The sequence below is a fragment of the Brevibacillus agri genome (genome assembly GCF_004117055.1).
Taxonomy (GTDB): Bacteria; Bacillota; Bacilli; order Brevibacillales; family Brevibacillaceae; genus Brevibacillus; species Brevibacillus agri.
In genome coordinates this window covers 1,607,896-1,629,612 of record NZ_CP026363.1, presented here as the reverse complement: position 1 = coordinate 1,629,612, position 21,717 = coordinate 1,607,896, and the positions used below count along the sequence as shown (strand labels likewise).

Below are 21,717 nucleotides of genomic sequence, written 5' to 3'. Positions count from 1 at the left end.
GCTGCTGGCTACTTGCGAGCGAATCCTGCCCCCCGCCCGCTCATGCCGACGACAAATTCGTCCCTCCGAACTCGCCTGCCAAAAAATCACAAAACGACAATTCCTGTCTCTGTCTCCACCTGTCTCCTCCCATCTCCTCCCGTCTCCTATCCCTTCCTTTTACCCGTAAGCGCCCTGCTACGCCCCAAACGAGCATCATCACCCTTCCTATAATATGGTAACTTTTCCACCCCTTCGCCCGTCTCTTCCATGAGGTGATTCCAACATGCACTTCCACAAATGGTTACGCAAATACGTAGCGGCTGTTTTGGCATTCATCCTGCTCGGCTATCCTCCCCCTTCCGCCCAAGCCTGCTCCTGCGGAGAACAGAGTGCGACGAAGCGGTTGGAAAAAACAGAAGCTGTCTTTCAGGGCGTCGTCACGGACATCCGCCAAAACGGCGCGGATGAAGAGGTGATTTTCGCGGTCACGAAAACGTGGAAAGGGGACAAGCTCCCGGAGCGCCGCACGTTGTCCGCTCCCGGAAGCTGCCATTACCGGTTTGAACGTGGCGTGGAATACGTCGTCTTCGCTTCCGGCTATCAGGCAGAGGACGGATCTACTTCCTTGCGCGTGTACAATTGCTGGGGGACTGCTCCCGTTTCGGAAGCGTATGGAGATATCGCCGAGCTTGATTACGGATTGCCTTTGAACATCCGCCATCTGCTGCCTATTCCCGAGCAGCGCTATGCCTGGTACTTGTCCCTTTTCGATGCGATCAGCGACATCTGCCAGCAGCCAGCCAAATGAACCGTGCACCAAAAACCCCGGAAAAAGAGCGGTGTGCCCTTTTCCGGGGTTTTGCGCGCGAACTGCTCGTGCGGACTCCTCATCCGGACCCCGCCCCTGTTTATTTGCGGATGCCTTTTTTCGTCGCCAGCTCGGTGTACGCACCCGTCTCCTTCTCCGTGTCCTGCGTGAACTGCTGGCGATCCGCATAGGCAGGCTCGACCTGTATCTCGCCGAGCTTTTGCAAATAGGCCGGGTCGCTCGTCATTTTGGCGATGCCTTCTTCCCACTTTTGGATGACGGCATCAGGCGTGCCTTTGGCAAACGACACTCCGGTCCACCAGAACACCGTCAGGCCGTCGATGCCCTGCTCCTGCGCGGTAGGGACATCAGGCAAAAACGGGCTGCGCTCCTCTCCGGCAACCGCGAGAATTTTCACCTTGCCCGCCGCAAGCATCGGCATGATCTCGCCGACTGTGTGCACAGCCAATACCGCGTGGCTGCCCGCTACTTTGGGGACGGAATCGGAAGCGCCTTTGGTCACGATCATCCTCGTCTTGGAAAAATCCGCGCCGATGGCATCCAGCCACTGGGCCACGCCGAATGCGGAAAAGCCCGCGGGTCCCACCGAAGTCCAGGTCAGCTCTTCCGGGTTTTCCTTGACCCACTGGGAAAAAGCGGCGAAGTCTTGCCACGGCGCGTCGGCTTTGACGGCAAAGGCGAGCGTCCCTTTGCCGATCCGCGCTGTATAAATCTGGTCTTCGTTTTGAATCGGGGGATTTTTCATGCCAGCGGCCAGCATCGTCGTATTCGACACGTTGACCGCCAGTGCCGTGTAGCCGTCGTTTTTCGCCTGCTTCAAGGCAAATTCGGCTCCCACGGCACCGCCGCCGCCCGCCTTGTTGACCACGACGATCGGCTGGCCCCATTCCTTGCTCAAATAGTCAGCGGTGGCTCTCGCGACGAGATCGACGCCGCCTCCGGCTGAATACGGCACGATGTACTCGATTTGCCGGGTCGGATAGGCCGCAGCCGTTTCGCCCTGGACGGACTGCCCGGTCGCGCAGGCGCTCACGGTTGCCGCCAGCAAAAAAGACATCGTGACCGACACCCAATGTTTGTATCCTTTCACTACTTTTCCTCCCGTCTCTACACTAGGCTACGTCCACGCCTTTTTTCTGCTCCTCCCGCAACCGCTGGCGGGTTCGCCTGTTCAGCACAAGGGATACGATCAACAGTACCGCGGCCGCAAGCAAAATCGACAGCGACAAAGGGCGGGACAGCACGATACCGAGCGAGCCGCTTCCCATCGCCATCGTCTGGATGAACGATTCCTCCAGCAGCGGCCCGAGAATGAAGCACAAAATCAGCGGCACGACAGGCCATTTATACTTCACAAACAGGTAGCCAAGTCCGCCGAACAAAAAGGCAATCCAGACGTCAAACATGCTGTTGCGCACGCTGTACGCCCCGATCGTGCACAGCATCAAAATGACAGGGGCCATGATGCCAAACGGAACCCGGGTCAGTTTCACCCAGAGCCAGACCATCGGCAAATTCAGCACCAAAAGCATCATGTTGCCGATGAACATGGAGGCGATCACCGTCCAGACGAAGTCGGCATGCTGCGCAAACAACACCGGGCCAGGCGTCAGGCCGTAAATCATCAGACCCGCGAGCAAGATCGCGAGCGGCGGAGAAGACGGGATGCCGAGCGAAAACAACGGGATGAAGCCCGCGCTGCTGGTCGCGTTGTTGGCCGCTTCCGGCGCTGCCACACCTTCGATCGCTCCGGTTCCGAATTTCTCCGGCTGGCGGGAAACTTTTTTCTCCAGATCGTAAGCCAAAAAAGCCGTAATCGCCGCCGAGCAGCCTGGAAGCAGCCCGAGGAAAAACCCGACAAGCCCGCCTCTAAGCATCGGCGCGGCGCTTTTTTTCATGTCCGCCTTTTGCGGATAAACGCTACCAGGCTTGCCAATTACGGTCGCCTTGCGCTTTTCCGCGATGCCCTTGAGCACCTCGGTAATGGCAAACAGCCCGATGATGATGCTAATCATGTCCAAGCCGCCCACGAGCGACGAGATGCCGTAGTCAAAGCGCGGCATGCCGGACGATGGCCCCAGGCCGACCAATGACAGCGCATAGCCGAACGCCCCCATCAAAAACGATTTCAACAGCGAGCCGCCCGACAGGCTGACCATCAAGGTGAGCGCGAGCAGCATCAGCGCAAAATATTCAGGCGGCCCGAACTTCAATGCCTGATCGGCGAGCAACGGCGCGAAAAACACCAGCCCGATCACGCCGACTACCCCGGCGACAAACGACGCGATGGCCGAGATGCCGAGCGCTGGCCCGCCCTTCCCTTGCTGGGCCAGCGGGTAACCATCCAGACAAGTAGGAACGGACGACAGCTCGCCCGGTATATTGAGCAGAATCGCCGTCGTAGAGCCGCCATACATCGCCCCGTAATAAATGCCAGCCAGCATAATCATGCCCTGGGTCGGCTCCAGCACGGTCGTCACCGGCAGCAAGATCGCGATCGCCGAAGTTGGCCCCAGCCCCGGCAGCACCCCTACAAAGGTGCCAATCAAAGCCCCGAGCGCTGCCATGAGCAGATTTTCCAGGCTAAACGCAGTCGCAAATCCGACCAGCAAAAGCTGCAGCGTATCGATGGTCAGCACCTCCTACCACAAATCCCCGCCAGGGAAAGGCATTTGCAGCCACAAAATAAACACCGCGTACATAGCGCCAGTCAACAGAAGCGAGTAGAAAACAGCGACGTACAATCGATAAAAGCCGATCAACATAAAAAAGGCAACGGAAGCAAGCGCCGTAGCAAGCAAATAACCCATCGCGCCAATCAGCCACGCGTAGAGTAGAAGACTCAACCATGCAAACAAAACGCGCGGTCTTTCGTCTCCCGGCGCAACTGCCTGACGCGGCGGCGCAGCGTGCGCTTTGCCGGGATAAGACTGTACCAAAAGCACGCCCCCGAGCATGACGAACCAAAACCCGAGTATCGCAGGCAGCGTATGGTCTCCTACGTACAAGGACTGCGCATAAGCTTGTAACCGATACGCCTCCAGCGAAATCATGACGCCAATCGCCATGCAAAACAACGCGCCGATCCAATCAGCCCGGTTGTGCGGGCGTCTCACAAGCACCACCTCAGCTCCTGAAAAGCTACCATCAACCTATGGCACATTCGCCCATTGTGTGCGGGCAAAAAAAATGCCAATACCAGTCTTTGCGAAGACGGCAATGGCGTCGGATTACCATTTGATTTGGTCACTCATATGGATGATGGCCTGCGCGACTTTTGCTTCGTAGCTTTCCTTGCTGCACAGTTCTTTCCATAGTTGCTCCTGTTCTTCGTGAGTGAGCAGGTCGCTGCGGCCCGCCCTTGTCTGTATGGCCCCCTTCAGCGGCGCGGCGTTTTGGCCGGTTTCGCCGCCGTGGCTGACAAGCTCGTGCACCAGGAGCATGTTCAACAGCTTGTCCATCTTCGCCTGCCTCCGGGCCAGATGCGGCTCCATCCGCTTGGCGACCAGCCACAGCTTTTCTGTTTGCTCTTGTGCGGTTACCATGACTCTTTCGCACCCCCATACTATATATATATCTAAATATAATTACTTATATCTAATTATAATAAACATTTTGCGAAAGAGAAGCCAGATCGACCTGTTTTCATGGATGGGGTTAACTTTTTCTTTGCAATTTCATCCGACTTAGATAAAAATTTGATCCTATACAAAATAGAAAAACATGGTAATTTTGTGATAGAATCTCCAAAAAGGAGCAGTGTTTATGCAAAAGCAAGTAAAAATCATGTTTAGTGGTTTACTCATCGCCGCTGTATCCATTACTGGTGCATCTGTTTTTGCAAGCAAGAGTAATGTAGCCGAATATAGAAGCTATTTAGAAAATCACATTGAAGAGAAACTTGAAGTTGCTTATGATAGTGCGGCAGAAGCATTTGATTTTGATGACAGTGATTACCAGCTTTATCGAGCTGACAGTCTTGACCGACCAGAAAAGATGTCGAAAGAAGACTATGTCTTTTTACGATTGGCCATGGGCGAAACCATCTTCGACACTAACGAAATTGAGAAAGGAGATTTTGCCCCGGCGATTTACATTAAAAATAGCCTGGATGAAGCAGTTGTCCTTTTGAAGAAGCAAAATGGCGAGAATAAAAAGTTTACTTATCAAAAAGATGACACGGCAGAATTAAGATGGAAGCTAGTGGAACAAGAAGCGGTTGATGGCGAGCCGGTAAAAGTAGCTGCGCCGCAATCATTCGATGCCTTTGTGCAAGAAAAAGCTTCAAATTAAACGTCAAAAAGTCGGTTACGCTTCTAGCAAAACCGACTTTTTGCTTGCTCGACATGTGAATACACTTTTGAGCCTCCACAAAAAAACTGCCACCCGCCAGTCAATGAAAACGACTGGCGAGCAGCAGCTCCCCCCTCTTCCCTTATGCGATTATTCCATTGTCAAAACGACGCGGCCATTGACTTGGCCTTTTTCCAAGCGCTCCAGCACCTCGTTGATTTTATCGAGTGGCTGGGTTTCGATGATGGCGCGGACTTTGCCGCGCGCGGCGAAGTCGAGCGCTTCCTGCATGTCTTTGCGCGTTCCGACGATCGAGCCTTTGACGGTTACGCCGTTGAGCACTGTATCGAAAATCGGGATTGGCAACTCCGCATTCGGCAAGCCGACTACGACGAGCGAGCCGCCGCGGCGAACGGACTTGTACGCCTGTTCAAACGCTTTTTTCGTCACAGCCACGCTGATCGCGCCGTGTACGCCGCCGATCTGCTCCTGAATCGCCTGCACAGGATCAACCTCGCTGCCGTTGACGGTCAGGTCAGCCCCTAGTTCTTTTGCCAAGTCCAGTTTTTCCTGGTGAATATCTACCGCGACGACGTTGTAGCCCATCGCCTTTGCATATTGCAACGCTACGTGGCCCAGTCCGCCGATGCCGTAAATCGCTACCCATTCGCCCGGCTTCACGTTCGCGACCTTCAGTGCTTTGTAAGTAGTGACTCCTGCGCACAAAATCGGCGCTGCCTCTACGTCGCCCAGCTCATCCGGAATGCGCGCGACATAAGCTGCCGGCGCTACGCAATACTCTGCGTAAGCTCCATCTGCGGAGTAGCCGCCATTGAGCTGCTGCAGGCACAGCGTCTCCCAGCCTGTGAGGCAGTAGTCGCATTCGCCGCACGCCGAGAACAGCCACGGGATACCTACGCGATCGCCCAGCTTGAGCGACGTGACGCCTTCGCCGAGCTTTTCAACCACGCCTACGCCTTCGTGTCCCGGAATCAGCGGCAGTTTTGGCTTGACTGGCCAGTCTCCGTGCGCCGCATGCAAGTCAGTATGGCAGACGCCGCACGTCTTGATTTTCACCAAAACCTCGCCGTAGCCGACCTCTGGGACCGCTACTTCCTTCACTTCCAGCTTTTGATGGAACTCGTTGACCACTGCTGCTTTCATTTGGACCATCCTCCTCTTTCCCCCTGGGCATTATGTATGCCTGTTCGACGGTAATCCGCTTACGTCCCTTTATCATTGCAAGCAGCATGCCAAACTGTAAGCGCTTTACATTTCGCGGTTTTTCGCGATATGTCGCGGAAATTCGCACTCGGACTGGCCGTTTTTTCGGCCCACTCAGCCAAAAATTCGGCCAGCCAGCCAAGCTTTTGGCCAAAAAAGGGGATTCTCCCCTGTCTGCGGTATTACTACATAGCGGAAAAAGGGGGTAAAAGCATGCAAATATCCAAGTTCATGACACCGGAGATCATCTTCGGAAACCAGTCCATCGGCCAAGTCGGGGAAAGTCTTCGCAGATTGGGTGCCTCCCGTGTCTTTCTTGTCAGCGACCCCGGTGTCGTGAAGGCAGGCTGGGTCGAGCGGATCATCCACTACTTGCAGCAGCAACACCTCGATTATCATCTGTGGACAAACGTGACAGCCAATCCCAAAGATTACGAGATTCACGCCGGAATCGCCGCTTACCGCGCGGGCGAGTGCAACGCGATTCTCGGCGTTGGCGGCGGCAGCGCCATTGATGCGGCCAAAGCCATCGCCCTGCTTGCCACCAACGAAGGCAGCATCGTCCAGTACGAAGGCGTCGATCGCATCCTGCATCCGCTCCCGCCCATGGTCATGGTGCCGACCACTGCTGGCTCCGGCTCGGAAGTATCGCAGTTTTCCATTATTGTCGACAGCGAGCGAAAAGTAAAAATGACGATCGTCTCCAAATCGCTCATTCCCGATATCGCCATCATCGACCCGCAAACGTTGATGACCAAAGACCGACAGCTCACCGCCAATACAGGCATGGACGTCCTGACGCATGCCATCGAATCGTATATTTCCCTCGCCGCGACACCGCTCACCGAGGTACACTCGCTGCAGGCGATGCGGCTTATCGCCCAGCATTTGCGCCCATCTGCCGCCAGCCAGTACAACGCTTGCGCCAAGCAGGCGATGGCCATGGCGAGCTTGCAGGCGGGTATTGCTTTTTCCAACGCCATCCTCGGAGCCGTACACGCCATGTCCCATCAACTGGGCGGCTTTCTCGACGCGCCGCACGGGGAAGTGAATGCGATCCTTTTGCCTCACGTACTCGAATACAACTACATTGCCGCCCCGGAAAAATACAGGCAAATCGCCGAATGCCTGGGCGAGAACACTTCGGGCCTGAGCACCCATGACGCTTCCCGCCTCGCGCTGAAAGCGGTGAAGGACCTGGCAAACGACCTCGACGTCCCCCACTCGCTGTCTGCCATCGGGCTGCACCCGGAGCAAATCGAGCTATTAAGCTCGCTCGCCCTGCTCGACGTCTGCATGACCACCAACCCGCGCGACATGAGCGTCCAGGACGTCGCTGCCCTTTTTCGCCAAGCATTATAGGAGGCCGCCATGCAAAACAAACAGGAGATATTGGAAAAGCTCACCGGGATATCGTCCTCGCGCAAAAGCTACTACAGCGAGCTTGTCTATCTCGTGGAAGAAATGAAAAAGAAAAACCGCCAGCTCGCCGTCATCAACGAGCTGACGCAAATCCAGATCAACGCCACCTGGCCGCAAACCAGCAGCTATCTCGCCGCGCAACTGTCGCAAATTCTCGCCTTCGAGCACTTTGCGCTGACAATCGTAAAAGGCGGCATGCCCGCTTCTTACTTGTGCATCTGGACCGACTCCGACTGGCAATGCCGCACCTTGACCCAGCCCGCGGCTGCCGATCCGGCGCTGTTTATCGAGCAGGTCCACCAAAAGCTGGCGGAGGTGCTGCCGCAGCATTTTGCCACGTCCGTTCCGCTGCGCAGCCAGTTGAACCAGACGTTCGGCTTTTTGACCTTGCTGCACCAGGAAAAGCGCCAGGCAGACAAGGAGGAAACAGAGCTGATCGAGCTGGTCGCCAGACACGTTGGCGTCGTCGTGGAAAACAGCCTCTTGTTCCAGGATGTGAACGAAAAAATCAAGATCGAGGCGCAACTGATCCAATCCGCGAAAATGGCCGCAATCGGGGAAATGGCGGCCGGAATCGCCCACGAGCTGAACAGCCCGCTGACTGCGATTCTCGGCAATTCCCAGTTGCTCCTGCGCGACATGGCGGATGGCCCCACCGCTCCGCTCATGCGGGACATTTACCAGTGCGGGGTGCGCTGCAAAAAGATCATCCAAAACTTGCTGACTTTTTCCCGGCAGGAGGAATATTTGTTTGAGACTGTCTCCATCGACGAGGTCGTGGAAGATGTGCTCGGGCTGATCGGCTACCAGTTGTCTGTCTCCGGCCTGACCATAACCCGGGAAATGAACGTGCCGAGCCTGCTGTTCCACGGAAGCCGCCATCAAATCGAGCAAATCGTCATCAATCTGCTGCTGAACGCCAGAGACGCGCTCGCAGACAGTGAAGCGCCGCAAATTGTCATTCGCTCGTTTCTCGCAGAAGAAGCTGGCGTCCGCTACGTAGGCTTGTCCGTTTACGACAACGGGACAGGCATCCCGAAGGAGCAACTGCCGCAAATCTTCCAGCCGTTCTTTTCCACAAAGGAACGGACAAAAGGAACCGGACTGGGCTTATCCGTCAGTCTCGGCATCGCGGAAGCGCACGGCGGCAGGCTGTTTGCGGAAAGCGAAGAGAACGGCTACAGCAAGTTCACGCTGCTGCTGCCGCTGCTTGAGAGAGAGGAGGACAACCATGGAGCCGAAACGAATTTTGATTGTCGATGATGAGACAGAAGTAACCACCTTTTTCACCTATTTTCTCCAGCGCAAAAACTGCGAGGTCGTCGTGGCGAATACAGGCAAACAGGTCGAGCGGCTGCTGCATGACGCCTCCCAGCACTTTCATGCCGCCCTCGTCGATTTGAAGCTGCCGGACGCCGACGGCCTGGAGCTTTTGCGCGAGATCAAGGCGGTCCATCCCGCGTGCGAGGTGCTGATTATGACGGGCTACAGCACGATCAAATCGGCGGTCACCGCCATGCAGTGGGGCGCCAAAGACTATTTGGAAAAGCCGTTTGACGACCTGGACAGCCTGGAGCATGTCATCGACTCTGTTCTGTCTGCCTCGGCGAAGCAAAAAGATGACCTATCCCAAGAGGCCGCGCAATATGGTATCGTGTATTCAGCAGAAAGTCCGATGGCCCAAGTGACGGCCATTGCCAAAAAGTTGGCAAAAAAAGCAATTCACGTCCTGATTGAAGGAGAAACAGGCACGGGCAAGGAGCTGATGGCCCGTTTTCTCCACGGAGCGAGCAACCGCGCTCAGCAGCCGTTCGTCGCCTTCAACTGCGGTGCCGTTCCGGAGTCGCTGTTGGAAAGCGAGTTGTTCGGCTTTGAAAAAGGCGCTTTTACCGGGGCGATCAAGTCGCGAAAAGGCTTGTTTGAGCTTGCGCACAACGGCACGCTGTTTCTCGATGAGATCGGTGAAGCCCCTCTCTCGATTCAGGTCAAGCTGCTCCGCACGCTGGAAACGGGAGAGTTCATGCGGGTCGGAGGCGAACAGGTCGGCCAGAGCAACATCCGCTTCATCTCGGCCACGAACCGCAACCTGGAGCACGAAGTCGAAATGAACCGTTTTCGCAGCGATTTGCTCTATCGGCTGGAAGGAATCAAGCTGGCGATTCCTCCCCTGCGCGAGCGGACTTGCGATATCCCGGCCATCGCCCACTACTATTTGCAAAAGCGCAGCGGCACCCCGTGCGAGATCGAGGCGGACGCTCTGGAGCTTTTGCAGCGCTACGACTGGCCTGGCAACGTCAGACAACTGCTTAACGTGCTCAACCAGACCATCGCCCTGCACGAATGCGAGCGGCTGCGCGCAGAGCATCTGCCAGCCCAGCTTCGGCAAAGAGCGGCGCAGCCGAAGCTGCAAGGGCGAGAGCAGCCCGCCGAAGACCAGCCACAGCCCGGCAGCATCGAGCAGGCGATCGAGCGGGAATGCGCGCGCTTCGTGGAATCGCTCACCCGCAACATCCCTTCCATCGAAGGCGTCGACTTCGAATATTTGCAAAAACGAATCAAGCTCCTGGAAGGGGAAATCGGGCGGGCGATCATCGAAAAAGGACTGAGCGAGACAAAAGGAGACAGGCAGTTGTTGAGCAAGAAATTGAATATCACCAAGCGGACGATCCGCTACATTCTCAATGAAAAGGGGTAATGCCTCGCCGACCTGCGCTGATCCCCTGTTAGGAGGCAATACGTTGTGGTACCCCAAAAACAGCAATCTGGGTTGATCGCCAACCTCAAAAACATCCCGGCTGATTTTTCGCTCTCTGCCGTTATCGTCGGCCTGATCGCTACGATGGTGTCGTATGCGGGGCCGCTTCTGATCGTGTTTCAGGCAGCGCAAGGCGCGGGCCTCAGCGAAGCCGAGCTGTCCTCCTGGATATGGGCCATCTCGATCGGCAGCGGCCTGACCGCGATTATTCTCAGCATCTGGTTCAAAACGCCAGTCATTACGGCATGGTCGACGCCTGGTGCCGTCCTGCTCGTATCGAGCCTGACCGTCTATCCGTACAGCGATGCGATCGGGGCGTACCTGTTTTCCGCCGCCGTCATCACCCTGCTCGGCGTCTCCGGCTTGTTTTCCATCTTGATGAAATACGTGCCGCAGTCGATCACGACCGCGATGCTCGCCGGGATACTGTTGTCCTTTGGCGTCGATGTGTTCGTTTCGATGCAGCATTTGCCTGCCCTGGCTTTGCCGATGATTTTTTGCTACCTGTTCGCCAAGCGCTGGTCTCCGCGCTACGCGGTCGTGCTCACGCTCCTGGTCGGGCTGGCCGTTGCCTTCGCGATGGGGCGCCTGCAACTCGATTCCGTCCAGATGGCGTTGGTCAATCCCGTGTTCACGCTGCCGACCTTCTCGCTCGATGCGATTGTCGGCCTGGGGATTCCGCTGTGCATCGTCACGATGGCTTCGCAGAACGCGCCGGGAATCGGCGTCCTGAAGGCAGACGGCTACGACACGCCTGCAAGCCCGCTCGTAGCCACGACCGGGATCGCTTCGCTCTTGCTCGCTCCGTTTGGCTCGCATGGGATCAACCTCGCTGCGATTACGGCTGCCATCTGCACGGGAAAAGAAGCGCACCAGGACCTGTCGAAGCGCTACATTGCGGGAATTGCCTGCGGTGCCTTTTACCTCGTGTTCGGCATGTTTGGCGCTACGATCACCTCTGTCTTTTTCGGGCTGCCGAAGGAGCTGATCGCCGTCATTGCGGGACTGGCTTTGTTCGCTTCGCTCAGCTCGAGCCTCGCCCAAGCGATGAGCGATATCAAGGAACGGGAATGCGCCCTCGTCACCTTCCTCGTCACGATATCGGGCATCTCCATCGGCGGGATCGGCGCCGCCTTCTGGGGGCTGATTGCGGGAGTGATTACGAATTTGATTTTGAATGGAAACGTGCGCAAGTGGTTCGTGCGGCGGAAAAAGGACGCGCGGCCGTTGGCTTAGTTGGGCTGCTTTGCAGGAAATGTCTCCCTGTACATGGAAAATCTGGCCTACGCCCCCCTTCCAGCTCTTGATCCATCGGAAAAATAAATACATTTTTCTTTCGCAAACTAAAAAGCGGGCGTCCTCTTTGAGAGATACCCGCTTTTTTGCTGCTGCCGTTTCGTCGCGTGAGCCTGCGTGATGAACGCTGTCTTTGTCGTGCCGTTACCGATACAGCCCTTGCTCGCGGGCGTAGTTTCCCCAATGCGGGCGGCTGCCGTCCCGATCGACAAACGGATACTCGTCGGAAAGCCCCCACGTGCTCAGTGCCTGCCCCGCTTTTTCGGCGATGGCGGGATCAGCGGCGAGCGCGGCGACTGCCCGCCCGATATACAGCGGAGTTTCCGACACGATGAAATGCGGATCTTTTTTGACCGCCTCTTTCCACGTCTCTTCCGTCACGCCAAAATAGTCGAGCATCTCCTCTGAACGCAAGAACCCCGGTGTCAGCGCCAGAGCGGTAACGCCATGCGGACGCAGGTCCTCGGCCATCGCCTGAGCCAGATGGATCACTGAAATTTTGGCCAGACTGTAGTACAAGTGCTGGCGATACCGATAGTCGACCCCGTCCGTGATCTCGATGATGAGCCCTTTTTTCCGCTGCACCATAAGCGGTGCGGCATAGTAGCTCGTAATCATATGCGTGTGGACTGCGCGCTGTTGCATCAGCAAACCATCTGCCAAAGAATGCTCCCAAAACGTTTTTCCCCAGACAGTCAACTTCTCTCCGCCCCAGATGTCGTTCACCAAAATGTCGAGCTGGCCGTTTTGCTCTGCTTTTACCCGTTCAAACAGCGCTTTCACTTCGTCTTCCTGCGAATGATCGACTCGGACCGCAATGCCGACTCCGCCGCTGGCCGTCACCAGCTCGGCCGTCTCCTCAATCGTCTCGGGCCGGCCCAAGTCAGACTGCTGGCCTCTCACGCTGCGTCCCGTTACATACACGGTTGCGCCCGCTTCCCCCAAGCCGACGGCAATCCCGCGCCCTGCCCCTCTCGTTCCTCCTGCGACTACTGCGACTTTTCCTTGCAAGGCTTTCATCTTCGCATTCCTCCCTTTTCGTTTCGCACCACGCATAAGTGCCTGACGCGCGATGTTACGCTGCATGCCGGCGGTCGGTTGACCACATGGAACAAGTGTAGCGTTTTATATATGACATCGTCTGTCATATTGGGTAAAGTAAAATGAACAGACATAGCAAACGATCTTTTGGTGAGGAGTGATTATCATGCGGGCTGACCGACTGCTCTCGATCTTGCTGCACCTGCAAAATCACGGCCGGATGACAGCCAGGCAACTGGCGGAAAAACTGGAGGTGTCCGAGCGGACGATCCATCGGGACATGGAAGCCTTGAGCGCATCTGGCGTGCCCGTCTACGCCGAACGGGGCTCTGCTGGCGGATGGGTTTTGGCGGAGGGCTATCGCAGCAATTTGACCGGGTTGAAAACAGATGAACTGCAATCGCTCATGCTATCCTCCCCGTCCGCTCTGTTGAACGACCTGGGGCTTCGGGACGAGTACGAGCAAGCTTTTCTCAAGCTGCTGTCCGCCTTGCCGCAGAGCGTTCAGCAGGACGCCTGGCACGTGCGGCAGCGGCTGCATATCGACGGAGCTGGCTGGCACGAGTCAGATGAATCGTTTCCCCTGCTCGCCACCATCCAGGACGCCGTCTGGCTCACCCGCAAGCTCTGGGTCCGCTACCAGCGTGAGGACGCGCTTGTCGAGCGAATCGTGCACCCACTCGGACTGGTCGCCAAGCGTAGCGTCTGGTATTTGGTGGCGCAGGTCGACGCGGATATGCGCACGTACCGGATCTCCCGGTTTACGGAGGCGCGGGTGCTGGAGGAGTCTTTCGTCCGGCCTGAAAACTTTGATCTCGCCAGCTATTGGGAAGAATCGACGAAACAGTTCAAGGCAAGCCTTCCGCGCTATCCGGCTGTCATTCGCGTCCGCGAAGAGGCGCTGCCCCGGCTGAAACAGGAGCGCTACGTAAAAATAGCTTCCATCCAATCCGTTGCCACAAACGGTTGGCTGGAAGCCGAGGTGGAATTTCATACGCTGGACTCTGCCTGCATTTTGGTGCTCGGATACGGTCCGGCGCTCGAAGTGCTGCAGCCGGATGAGCTGCGGGCAGAAGTCGTAGCGAGTGCTGCTGGTATCTTGCGGTTGTATGGGGGCGGGGGCCTTGCCAACTGAGGTCTGGCTGACCGCTTAACTGATCGCGCGACTTTCCGCTTGCCTGTTCAAACGACTAACCGCTTGCCTGTTCAAACGACTAACCGCTTGCCTGTTCGCTCGGCCTTCCGCTTGCCTGTTCGCTCGGCCTTCCGCTTGCCTGTTCGCTCGGCCTTCCGCTTGCCTGACCGCCGCTTAGCTTACGCTCGCGGCGTCAGACGGCCGCGTTTCTTTTCCGTACACGAGCAGGACGGTTGTGCCGACGAACAGCACGATCGTAAACACGCTGAAAATGAACGTATAGCTGTAGTGCAAGGCCGAATAGTAGCCGACGAGATAAGGCGCGATAATGCTGCCAATCCGCCCGATGCCGGAAGCGACGCCAGTGCCTGTCGCGCGCAGAGGCGTCGGGTAGTTTTCCGGCGTGTAGGCGTACAAAGCGCCCCAAGCGCCGAGATTGAAAAAGGAGAGCAACGCGCCTGTGACCAGCAGCTCGGTCGTCCCGCTGCTCTGCCCGAAGGCGAACGCCATCACGGCGGTCATCAACAAAAAGGTTGCCAGCGTCTTTTTGCGGCCCCAGTTTTCCACGAGATACGCTGCGGCGAAGTAGCCCGGCAACTGCGCCAAGGTCATAATGAGGACGTACTGAAAGCTTTTAATCATCGTAAAGCCTTTGTCCACGAGCACGGACGGCATCCACAAAAACATGCCGTAGTAGGAAAAGGCGATGGCGAACCAGACCGCCCACAAGGCGATCGTTTCCCGCTTGTGCGAGGTGAGCAGCTTCTGCAGCGGCACCTGCTCGGCGCGCTGCTGGAACTGGGGCGATTCGGGAATGGCCCTGCGCGCGTACCACGCGTACACAATCGGCAAGGCCCCGATGATGACCGCCACTCGCCAGCCGTACTCCGGGATGATGAAGTACGAGATCACCGCTGCCGCGATCCAGCCAACGGCCCAAAAGCTTTCCAGCAGCACGACGGTACTCCCGCGTTTTTCCGGGGGTGCGAACTCGTTGACGAGCGTGGAGGCAACAGGCAGCTCTGCGCCCAGGCCCAAGCCCATCAAAAAGCGGAAGAGCAGCATGGTGAGAAAGCCTGTGGCAAAAGCGCTGGCGAAGCTGGCCGCGCCAAACAGCAGGAGTGTGAGGAGAAAGACTGGCTTTCGCCCGATCCGGTCTGCCATGTAGCCGCCTGCAATCGCCCCGATAGCCATGCCTACGAGGTTGCCGGTCCCCAAGAGGCCGGCTTCTTCCGGAGACAATCCCCATTCTTGCCTGAGTGCAACCATAATAAATGATAAAAGGGCAACATCCATCGCGTCGAACATCCAGCCAAAGCCGGCTGCCCAAAACACTTTTTTGTAAGGTGCTGACATTTGTTTTCCCTGCTTTCTTTTCGTTTGCGCGCATTCACGCCTTGTAAACATTTCGCGTGTCGTTCGTTTTTCCTGCCCGCAAATAAAAGTTCGACGATTTGCAGCTAGTTTTTCCCTTTGGGTGGGAAGTCATTAGTTTTTGGATGTGGGGGAAGAAGTTTAGCCAGGGTTTATTAGTTATTTTGAATCGTTGAAAGTGGTTACTAAAAGCCCTTTATCGCGGCCATAGTGGTGGCGAGGAAAGAGGAGAAATCGCTGTAGCTTCTTGGGCTCCCTGCGCGGAAGCTTCACTGCCCGGCTCCGGGGAAAAAGCGAAACCGCGTCCAAAGTGGTCCTTTCGAGGAAGCGTCTCAGAGTGGACGCTTAAAGGCGTGTTTCGCTTTTTCCCCTCCACCTCGGTTGGGTTCCCAAAGAGCTTTCGCTTATTTCTTCTCTTTCCTCGTCAGGGGCTTGCGGGGGTTACATCCGAAATACTTTATACGTAAAAGTGCGCAGATCAAGCAGCGGCTCGGCCAGGCGCAACTGCCGCCAGGTGAACAGGATGAGGGCGACAACCCCGATGGCGATCGGCCAAAGCACCTCGTTGCTCCCCCAGCCGCCAGAACCTTCTCCCGCGCTGCTGAAGCCAAACACGATGCCCCCGAAGCCACAGGTAGACAGCAGCAGCGAAAGCACGTCTACGCGCGGGCGAGAAGTTTCCGTCACGTTTTTCAGTCGGAAATAGGCGAAAGCGATCACGAACAAAGCAATCGGCAATACGCCGTAAAAGAGCGCGCGCCAACTGAAATGTTCGACGACGATGCCGGACAGCGTCGGTCCGATCGCCGGTGCAAACGTAATGACAATCCCGATCGTTCCCATCGCGGAACCGCGTTTTTCAATCGCGACGACGGACAGCACCACATTCGTCAGCAAAGGGAACAACAGCCCCGTTCCCGCAGCTTGCAGCACCCTGCCGACCAAAAGCAGGCCGAATCCCGGCGCAATCGCCGCCGCGAGCGTCCCCAGCGCGAACAGCCCCATCGCAGACAAAAACAACGCCCGCGTTGTAAACCGTTGAATGAGAAAGGCGGTAATCGGGATCAATACGCCAATCACCAGCAAATAGCCCGTTGCCAGCCATTGCGCCTTGCTAGGAGAAATGCCGATGTCATCCATAATTTTCGACAAGGCCACGTTCAGGAGCGTCTCGTTGAGAATGGCTACAAAAACGCCGAGGATCATGACCATGACGACGAGGAAGTTGCTCCTGCTCCCGAACGTCCCTCCGCTCTGCTTTGCATCTTGATGATTTTCCACTTGGTTTCTCCTTTCGATCGTCCAATTGCGAGTATGCGCACTCACTTCATCTCTTCTCTAAATCGGTAACCCATCCTATCCTACCATGACCCATAGCTTGTGATTTCTTTTCGATTGCTATGATGCCAAGATCAATAAAACTGCCTCCAGTCGGAAAGCAACCGCAAAGAGCGCAGTTGGTCGTCAGCCCGCTGTGCAGACTCGCGAAATTCGCTCGGCGATACGCCCACTTTTTCGGCAAATCGGCTGGAAAACGTCCCAAGGCTCTGCTGCCCGATTTCCCGGCCGATATCGCGAACGCTCATGTTCGTGCGCAGCAGCAAATCCTTCGCCTTCTGCAAGCGCATCGAGGAGACGTAGTACAGCGGAGACAGGCCGATCCTTTCCATGAAAATACGCGCAAAATGGTATTGGCTGTAGGCAACATGACTGGCCAAACGGGAAAGTGGCAGAGGTTGACTGCATCGTGCTCGTGATGACGGCGTCTTTTCGGCGGATGAAAACCGTCGTCACGTCCCGGTACGGCTTCGGCACCGCATGCAGATGAACTTGCCCGCTTTCAGCCATATGCCGTACCGCCGACCTGGGCAAAATCGTCATGCCGATGCCTGCTGCGATACCGCCGATGATCGTTTCATACGTTCCAAACTCCATGACCTTTTTCGGAATCAAGCCTTCCAGCTTCATCCAGCTCTCCAGCCGCTCGCGGAACCCGCAGCCTTTGTTGTACAAAAGCAGCGCCTTTCCCGTAACCTCCTCAAGCGCAAAGGAGCTTCCTTTGGTAACGAGCACCAGCTCCTCGGTAAAAACCTGCACCTGCTCGATCAACGGATGACTGATCGGCCCCGTCACGAACGCCCCGTCCAGCTCCACATCGAGTACGTGCTGGAGCAGACGCTCGGTTACGCCAGCCGTAAGCGAGAGATCGACCTGCGGATACCGGCTGCAATAGGCCGACAACAGGTCAGGAAGCTGATTGATCGTCTCGACCATGCCGATGGAAAGCACGCCGGACGGCACGGACGTCTGATGAAAAAATCGGTGCATATCCTCCATTTTCGCCAAAATATCGCGCGAAAAAGCTTATGGGAGAAACAGGCACGATCGCTGCCTCCATCATGGAAGTGCTCATGCCGATGATCCCCATCGCGCTGCTTGCCCTGCATACCAGAAAATGGCCGCCGGCTTATGCGATCACGAGCATTGCCATCGCTTTGGCCGGGGCGCTCTTGGTCATTACAAACGGGAGCCTGGCCTTCTTCGTCACGGCAAGCGACCAGCTTTTCCCGCTGCTGCTCATCTTCACAGGCGTCGTCGGCTGGGTCGTCTACTCGATGGGGAGCGCGCGTTTTGGCGGCTGGTCGACGCTGCGCTACTCGACATTGACGTGCTTGCTCGGCACAGGCGTCTCTTTTGGCGTGGTCGCGACTGCCACTCTGCTTCAATGGATACCCGCCCCGAGCTGGGAAAGCATCAGCTCGATCCGCTATGAAATGGCCTTCATGGTCCTGCTACCGGGACTAGTCGCCCTGTTAAGCTGGAATGAAGGGATAAAAAGGCTCACTCCGCTCAACGGGATCTTGTTCATCAATCTGGTTCCGGTCACGACGTTTGCCTTGATGGCGCTTCAAGACTACGAAATCAGCATGTTCGAGTTTTACGGCACGTTGCTGGTCATTTTTGCCCTGATCCGCAACAACCATTTTCAGCGAAAACAGCTCCGATACGGGAAAAGGCCGGAAAAAACCAAGCGGGCCGGGGCGCCGACTGCGTGATTCATCTATCGGGACGATCAGCCGAAAAAACAACGGGATTCGCGAGAGCATGCCCTGCCCTTCGCGAATCCCTGTTTCTGCCAATCAGCTATCCTGTTTTCGCCTCGCCGCCGCTCATCGCTTCTGTATATGCTGCAAGCTGTTTTGCAAGACCTGCTGGAATGGCTCAGCGACGATTTTTCTCCAACTGAGCACTTCTGGCCACTCCCTTTGCGGCTCGTCCACCCCGATATACACCAAAACTTTCGGATCGTCACTGGGCGCAAATCCGATCACGGAAACAACGTACTTTCCGGTTGCGTTCCCCTGCTGATCGGTCTTCTCTATCACACTAGGCTTTCCCGCTACCGAATAATCTTCCTGCGCAAGACGAAGGCCAACTCCGGAGCCGTGAACGCGGTTGACCACAGAGTCCAATATGTCGCGAACTTTTTCCGCCGTTTCCTCCGAGACGACCTGGCGGATCATGTAACGGCTGTTCTCCCCCGCTCCCGCCTGTTTAAACAGATGCGGCTGCATCAGTTTTCCGCCATTGGCGATCGCCCCCACCGCAGCAACCTGTTGCAGAGGAGTAACCGCACCGCCCAGCCCCGTGGCCGCCAAAGCTACCTGGCGCGGCTCGTCCAGCTTGGGAAGCTGCCCCGCCTCTTCATCTGCCACCCCTGCCCCAGTTTTTTGCCCGAAGCCAAATCGCTGCAAATATTGTTGCATCGTCTCCCGCTGCAATCGTTCGTGGGCAAGCTTGGCGAATGCCACATTCGAGGAACGAAGAACTCCTTCCAGATAGGTGATTTTCCCCCAGCCGATGCCGTTGTTGAAATCTTTGATCGGTTCGCCCGGAATATCGGTGTACGTCCCGGATTCGTAAATTTCGCGCGGATCAAACTTGCCTTCCTGTATCGCTGCCGCCAGCGTCACAATCTGATAGGCCGCGCCGGGGTCAGGCATTGCTTTTACCGCGCCGTCAAAACGACTTTCGCTTTCATCCTTCCCCCGACTGCCTATCCCCAAAATCTCGCCGCTGTTCGGGTCGGCGACGATGACTGTCACGCTTTTCGGACGAACAGCTTCGTGCGTCTGCGCGAGCGCCTTTTCCACATACGACTGGATTTGCGAGTCGATCGTCAGCACAAGGTCTGTCTCCGTCGCTCCCGCAGCCGGCCGACTCTCGCCCTCTGTCTTCTGGCTACCGGGAGGGGATGGAGCTTGTGACGGGGGCAGAAACGGAGAAGCGAGCCACACCGCTGCCAAAAAAGCAGCGATCCCTCCGATAGCTTTGCGGGACGTTGTCCGTCCTTTCCGCTTTTCGAGCAGCGCCTTGTCCTGGCGAAGCTGACGAATGATGTCGCGCTGCTTGTCCTCCTCCATGCTGAGCCTCGGAAATGATTGCAGCAGCCTGCTAATCTCTTTTTCTTCAGAAGATGACGTCATGTAGCTGGACCTCCTTGCCGCGATTGCGCATTCGTTTTTGCAGCTCTTTGACTGCCCGGTGCAGCGTGGTGCTCACTTTTGCTTCGCTCCACCCCAAAATTTCGGCTGTCTCCTCCGTCGATACGCCTTCGATCAGGCGCAAGATCAAAACTTCGCGATACGTCCTTTTGAGCTGGTTCATCGTCTGGTACACCTCTTGTAGCTGCTCCTTTAACACCAATGCTTTCTCCGGCGTGCGCTCCCTGGAACGGAGAAACCGGAGGATCGACTCCGGGAACCAGTCGATCATTTTTTGCTTGCGCAGATGGTCGATCGCCGTGTGCCGCGCGATCGCAAGCAGCCACGTCCTGGGCTGCGCCCTGCCTTCATAGCCGGACAAGGCTTTCAGCGCCTTCGTGAATACTTCCTGAACCAAATCCTCCACGTCTCTTCGGCCTGTAAAATAGGCCAGGTACTGGTACACATCGTTGCCGTATCGTAGAAACCATTGCTCGATTCTGTCATCCGGCTCCATTGCTTCGCTCCTTCATCTAACGTTGTTCTTATTGATTAGACGAAAAAATAAAATTTGCTTACATTTTTTGCGCAAAAAAAGAAAAAGCCGCCAGCTCCACAGCCAGGCTGGTCATAGCCCCGTCAAGTAGACACTAAAAAAAGACGCTATCTTAAGCGGCGATCGATTCCCGGTATTGGACTGGGGAGAGGTCGCCGAGTTTTTTCTGGAACCGCTCTGTATTGTAGAATTCGATGTATTCAGCGATCAGCTTGCGAGCGTGAGCTATATCTCTTGGTTTCTCCAGATACAACTTTTCCGTCTTCAGGTGTGAAAAAAACGATTCAACACAAGCGTTGTCGAAGCAGTTCCCCCGTCTGGAATGGCTTCCGGTTAGCCCTTGTTCTTGCAACAGATTTGCGTATGTCTTGGTAGTGTACTGGAATCCTTGGTCGGAGTGCAGGATCGCATCTCCAATACCCAGTTGCTTCACCGTAGACAGCACAAGATCAAGATCGTTCCTCTCCGACACTTCCCAAGCAACCGTTTCGTTATTATACAGATCCAGGACCACGGACAGATAAATGAAGTCATCGACGACTCGAATATAGGTAATATCGGTTACATATTTCTTTCTAGCCTCGTCCGCAGCGAACTGGCGATTGAGGACATTATTGAACACGATGGAGGGCTTGCGGCCGACAAATGGACGCTTTTTGCGGATCACTGAGCGGATGCCCAATTCTCGCATCAGTCGGCGAACTTTCTTAGTATTTACTTGTAGTCCCTCTTTGCGTAGAGCCGTGCGCATTCGTTTATACCCAAAGTATGGGCGAATGCGGTGAATTGCCAGTATATGTTCCTTTAGGTCGGCATCCTGCTCCACACGTACCTTACGATCCTTCTCCGTCGCCTTCCACTTGTAGTAACCCGCCCGGGAGACTTCCGCTATTTCGCATAGCATGACCACAGCGTACTTGCAACTCATTTCTTCGATGGTCCTAAACCGGGTTTGCTTATCCAACTTCCCTCCCCGTGTAGATTTGGATTGAGCTTTTTTAGGTATTCGACCTGCGCTTTCAAGTAGTTGTTCTCTTCCTCTAGACTGCTGAAATACTTCTTGATCCATCGCCCTCTATAGTCTTCAAACGTTTCACCGTTTTGCCGTTTCTGTACCCACTCCCGAATCTGTGTCTTACTTTTAATGCCTAATTTCTCCATTATCATTGGGTAGCTCCAATGCTCCTCAACCCGCAAACGTACTGCTTCGCTCTTCGTTGCTTCGTCATATTGCTGCTGTTTTTGCCCTTTACGTGGCGGCATAAGAAAATCCCCTCCGGTCAACAGTGTTGATCTCATCATACCATGAGGTCTTTTTTTACTGTC

At 55.9% G+C, this 21,717-nt stretch carries 18 protein-coding genes and 3 pseudogenes; 8 read left to right on the top strand and 13 right to left on the bottom strand.

Annotated features, from left to right (window positions below; genetic code table 11):
- The first annotated feature begins 265 nt into the window (after positions 1-265).
- The gene (locus BA6348_RS08170; protein WP_122952992.1) at positions 266-790 is read left to right on the top strand and encodes a hypothetical protein; all 525 of its coding nucleotides are present in this window, start codon (positions 266-268) and stop codon (positions 788-790) included.
- 100 nt (positions 791-890) lie between these two features.
- Here the strand turns inward: BA6348_RS08170 and BA6348_RS08165 are convergent, their stop codons facing one another.
- The 4 genes from BA6348_RS08165 to BA6348_RS08150 all read right to left on the bottom strand — a co-directional run bounded on the left by BA6348_RS08165 (position 891) and on the right by BA6348_RS08150 (position 4,356).
- On the bottom strand, positions 891-1,868 hold the full coding sequence (locus tag BA6348_RS08165) for a tripartite tricarboxylate transporter substrate binding protein (protein WP_035988430.1): 978 nt from the start codon (positions 1,866-1,868) through the stop codon (positions 891-893).
- A gap of 55 nt (positions 1,869-1,923) precedes the next feature.
- Complete coding sequence (locus BA6348_RS08160; protein ID WP_007783871.1) at positions 1,924-3,450, bottom strand: tripartite tricarboxylate transporter permease; 1,527 nt, start codon at positions 3,448-3,450, stop codon at positions 1,924-1,926.
- Positions 3,451-3,453: 3 nt separating this feature from the next.
- Positions 3,454-3,933 (bottom strand): tripartite tricarboxylate transporter TctB family protein, encoded by a 480-nt coding sequence (locus tag BA6348_RS08155; RefSeq protein WP_242507463.1) that lies wholly within the window; start codon positions 3,931-3,933, stop codon positions 3,454-3,456.
- 108 nt (positions 3,934-4,041) lie between these two features.
- The gene (locus BA6348_RS08150; RefSeq protein ID WP_007783876.1) at positions 4,042-4,356 is read right to left on the bottom strand and encodes a hypothetical protein; all 315 of its coding nucleotides are present in this window, start codon (positions 4,354-4,356) and stop codon (positions 4,042-4,044) included.
- A 220-nt stretch (positions 4,357-4,576) separates the two neighbouring features.
- On the opposite strand from BA6348_RS08150, the gene BA6348_RS08145 reads away from it, so the two are divergent.
- Entirely contained in the window at positions 4,577-5,104 is a 528-nt protein-coding gene (locus BA6348_RS08145; RefSeq protein ID WP_242507462.1) for a hypothetical protein, read from the top strand.
- A gap of 150 nt (positions 5,105-5,254) precedes the next feature.
- Here the strand turns inward: BA6348_RS08145 and adhP are convergent, their stop codons facing one another.
- Entirely contained in the window at positions 5,255-6,268 is a 1,014-nt protein-coding gene (gene adhP / locus BA6348_RS08140) for an alcohol dehydrogenase AdhP (RefSeq protein WP_005827442.1), read from the bottom strand.
- 273 nt (positions 6,269-6,541) lie between these two features.
- On the opposite strand from adhP, the gene BA6348_RS08135 reads away from it, so the two are divergent.
- Genes BA6348_RS08135 through BA6348_RS08120 form a run of 4 tightly spaced genes read left to right on the top strand, consistent with a single transcriptional unit; the run spans position 6,542 to position 11,741 of the window.
- On the top strand, positions 6,542-7,690 hold the full coding sequence (locus BA6348_RS08135) for an iron-containing alcohol dehydrogenase (protein WP_005827443.1): 1,149 nt from the start codon (positions 6,542-6,544) through the stop codon (positions 7,688-7,690).
- Positions 7,691-7,699: 9 nt separating this feature from the next.
- Positions 7,700-9,013, top strand: coding sequence for a sensor histidine kinase (locus tag BA6348_RS08130; RefSeq protein WP_007783883.1), 1,314 nt, complete (start codon positions 7,700-7,702; stop codon positions 9,011-9,013).
- Positions 8,982-10,445: a sigma-54-dependent transcriptional regulator gene (locus tag BA6348_RS08125; protein ID WP_005827447.1), complete on the top strand. Its 1,464-nt coding sequence runs from the start codon at positions 8,982-8,984 to the stop codon at positions 10,443-10,445. The genes BA6348_RS08130 and BA6348_RS08125 overlap by 32 nt, the downstream gene beginning before the upstream one ends.
- 45 nt (positions 10,446-10,490) lie before the next feature.
- Positions 10,491-11,741 (top strand): benzoate/H(+) symporter BenE family transporter, encoded by a 1,251-nt coding sequence (locus BA6348_RS08120; protein WP_005827448.1) that lies wholly within the window; start codon positions 10,491-10,493, stop codon positions 11,739-11,741.
- A gap of 204 nt (positions 11,742-11,945) precedes the next feature.
- Here the strand turns inward: BA6348_RS08120 and BA6348_RS08115 are convergent, their stop codons facing one another.
- Complete coding sequence (locus BA6348_RS08115; RefSeq protein ID WP_122952993.1) at positions 11,946-12,821, bottom strand: SDR family oxidoreductase; 876 nt, start codon at positions 12,819-12,821, stop codon at positions 11,946-11,948.
- 187 nt (positions 12,822-13,008) lie between these two features.
- On the opposite strand from BA6348_RS08115, the gene BA6348_RS08110 reads away from it, so the two are divergent.
- A complete protein-coding gene (locus BA6348_RS08110; protein ID WP_007783892.1) occupies positions 13,009-13,977 on the top strand; it encodes a helix-turn-helix transcriptional regulator in 969 nt (322 codons plus the stop codon).
- A 174-nt stretch (positions 13,978-14,151) separates the two neighbouring features.
- Here BA6348_RS08110 and BA6348_RS08105 read toward each other — a convergent pair whose 3' ends face one another.
- The 4 genes and pseudogenes from BA6348_RS08105 to BA6348_RS08090 all read right to left on the bottom strand — a co-directional run.
- Positions 14,152-15,333: an MFS transporter gene (locus BA6348_RS08105; RefSeq protein WP_007783895.1), complete on the bottom strand. Its 1,182-nt coding sequence runs from the start codon at positions 15,331-15,333 to the stop codon at positions 14,152-14,154.
- Positions 15,334-15,792: 459 nt separating this feature from the next.
- The gene (locus tag BA6348_RS08100) at positions 15,793-16,632 is read right to left on the bottom strand and encodes an MFS transporter (RefSeq protein WP_007783897.1); all 840 of its coding nucleotides are present in this window, start codon (positions 16,630-16,632) and stop codon (positions 15,793-15,795) included.
- Between the two features lie 134 nt (positions 16,633-16,766).
- A pseudogene (locus tag BA6348_RS08095) lies at positions 16,767-17,090 on the bottom strand (helix-turn-helix transcriptional regulator); the annotation flags it as partial.
- A gap of 61 nt (positions 17,091-17,151) precedes the next feature.
- Positions 17,152-17,625: pseudogene (locus BA6348_RS08090) on the bottom strand (LysR substrate-binding domain-containing protein); the annotation flags it as partial.
- Positions 17,626-17,711: 86 nt separating this feature from the next.
- Here BA6348_RS08090 and BA6348_RS08085 point away from each other — a divergent pair.
- Positions 17,712-18,407, top strand: a pseudogene (locus BA6348_RS08085) (EamA family transporter); the annotation flags it as partial.
- Between the two features lie 114 nt (positions 18,408-18,521).
- Here the strand turns inward: BA6348_RS08085 and BA6348_RS08080 are convergent.
- The 3 genes from BA6348_RS08080 to BA6348_RS08070 all read right to left on the bottom strand — a co-directional run bounded on the left by BA6348_RS08080 (position 18,522) and on the right by BA6348_RS08070 (position 21,654).
- Complete coding sequence (locus tag BA6348_RS08080) at positions 18,522-19,838, bottom strand: penicillin-binding transpeptidase domain-containing protein (protein WP_007783902.1); 1,317 nt, start codon at positions 19,836-19,838, stop codon at positions 18,522-18,524.
- The gene (locus BA6348_RS08075) at positions 19,822-20,352 is read right to left on the bottom strand and encodes an RNA polymerase sigma factor (protein WP_007783904.1); all 531 of its coding nucleotides are present in this window, start codon (positions 20,350-20,352) and stop codon (positions 19,822-19,824) included. Before BA6348_RS08075 ends, BA6348_RS08080 begins: the two co-directional genes overlap by 17 nt.
- A 151-nt stretch (positions 20,353-20,503) precedes the next feature.
- Positions 20,504-21,654 (bottom strand): IS3 family transposase gene (locus tag BA6348_RS08070; RefSeq protein WP_375371914.1). Its coding sequence is split into 2 segments (ribosomal slippage): positions 20,504-21,396 and positions 21,396-21,654, totalling 1,152 coding nucleotides; the frame shifts between segments, so codons are not numbered across the junction.
- Positions 21,655-21,717 lie beyond the last annotated feature (63 nt).

Excerpts from the sequence above, each read along its gene's own strand:
- BA6348_RS08165 (WP_035988430.1), bottom strand. The coding sequence starts at position 1,868 with ATGTCTTTTTTGCTGGCGGCAACCGTGAGCGCCTGCGCGACCGGGCAG.
- BA6348_RS08115 (WP_122952993.1), bottom strand. The coding sequence starts at position 12,821 with ATGAAAGCCTTGCAAGGAAAAGTCGCAGTAGTCGCAGGAGGAACGAGA.
- BA6348_RS08145 (WP_242507462.1), top strand. The coding sequence starts at position 4,577 with ATGCAAAAGCAAGTAAAAATCATGTTTAGTGGTTTACTCATCGCCGCT.
- adhP (WP_005827442.1), bottom strand. The coding sequence starts at position 6,268 with ATGAAAGCAGCAGTGGTCAACGAGTTCCATCAAAAGCTGGAAGTGAAG.
- BA6348_RS08110 (WP_007783892.1), top strand. The coding sequence starts at position 13,009 with ATGCGGGCTGACCGACTGCTCTCGATCTTGCTGCACCTGCAAAATCAC.
- BA6348_RS08080 (WP_007783902.1), bottom strand. The coding sequence starts at position 19,838 with ATGACGTCATCTTCTGAAGAAAAAGAGATTAGCAGGCTGCTGCAATCA.
- BA6348_RS08105 (WP_007783895.1), bottom strand. The coding sequence starts at position 15,333 with ATGTCAGCACCTTACAAAAAAGTGTTTTGGGCAGCCGGCTTTGGCTGG.
- BA6348_RS08125 (WP_005827447.1), top strand. The coding sequence starts at position 8,982 with ATGGAGCCGAAACGAATTTTGATTGTCGATGATGAGACAGAAGTAACC.
- BA6348_RS08150 (WP_007783876.1), bottom strand. The coding sequence starts at position 4,356 with ATGGTAACCGCACAAGAGCAAACAGAAAAGCTGTGGCTGGTCGCCAAG.
- BA6348_RS08075 (WP_007783904.1), bottom strand. The coding sequence starts at position 20,352 with ATGGAGCCGGATGACAGAATCGAGCAATGGTTTCTACGATACGGCAAC.
- BA6348_RS08135 (WP_005827443.1), top strand. The coding sequence starts at position 6,542 with ATGCAAATATCCAAGTTCATGACACCGGAGATCATCTTCGGAAACCAG.
- BA6348_RS08130 (WP_007783883.1), top strand. The coding sequence starts at position 7,700 with ATGCAAAACAAACAGGAGATATTGGAAAAGCTCACCGGGATATCGTCC.
- BA6348_RS08170 (WP_122952992.1), top strand. The coding sequence starts at position 266 with ATGCACTTCCACAAATGGTTACGCAAATACGTAGCGGCTGTTTTGGCA.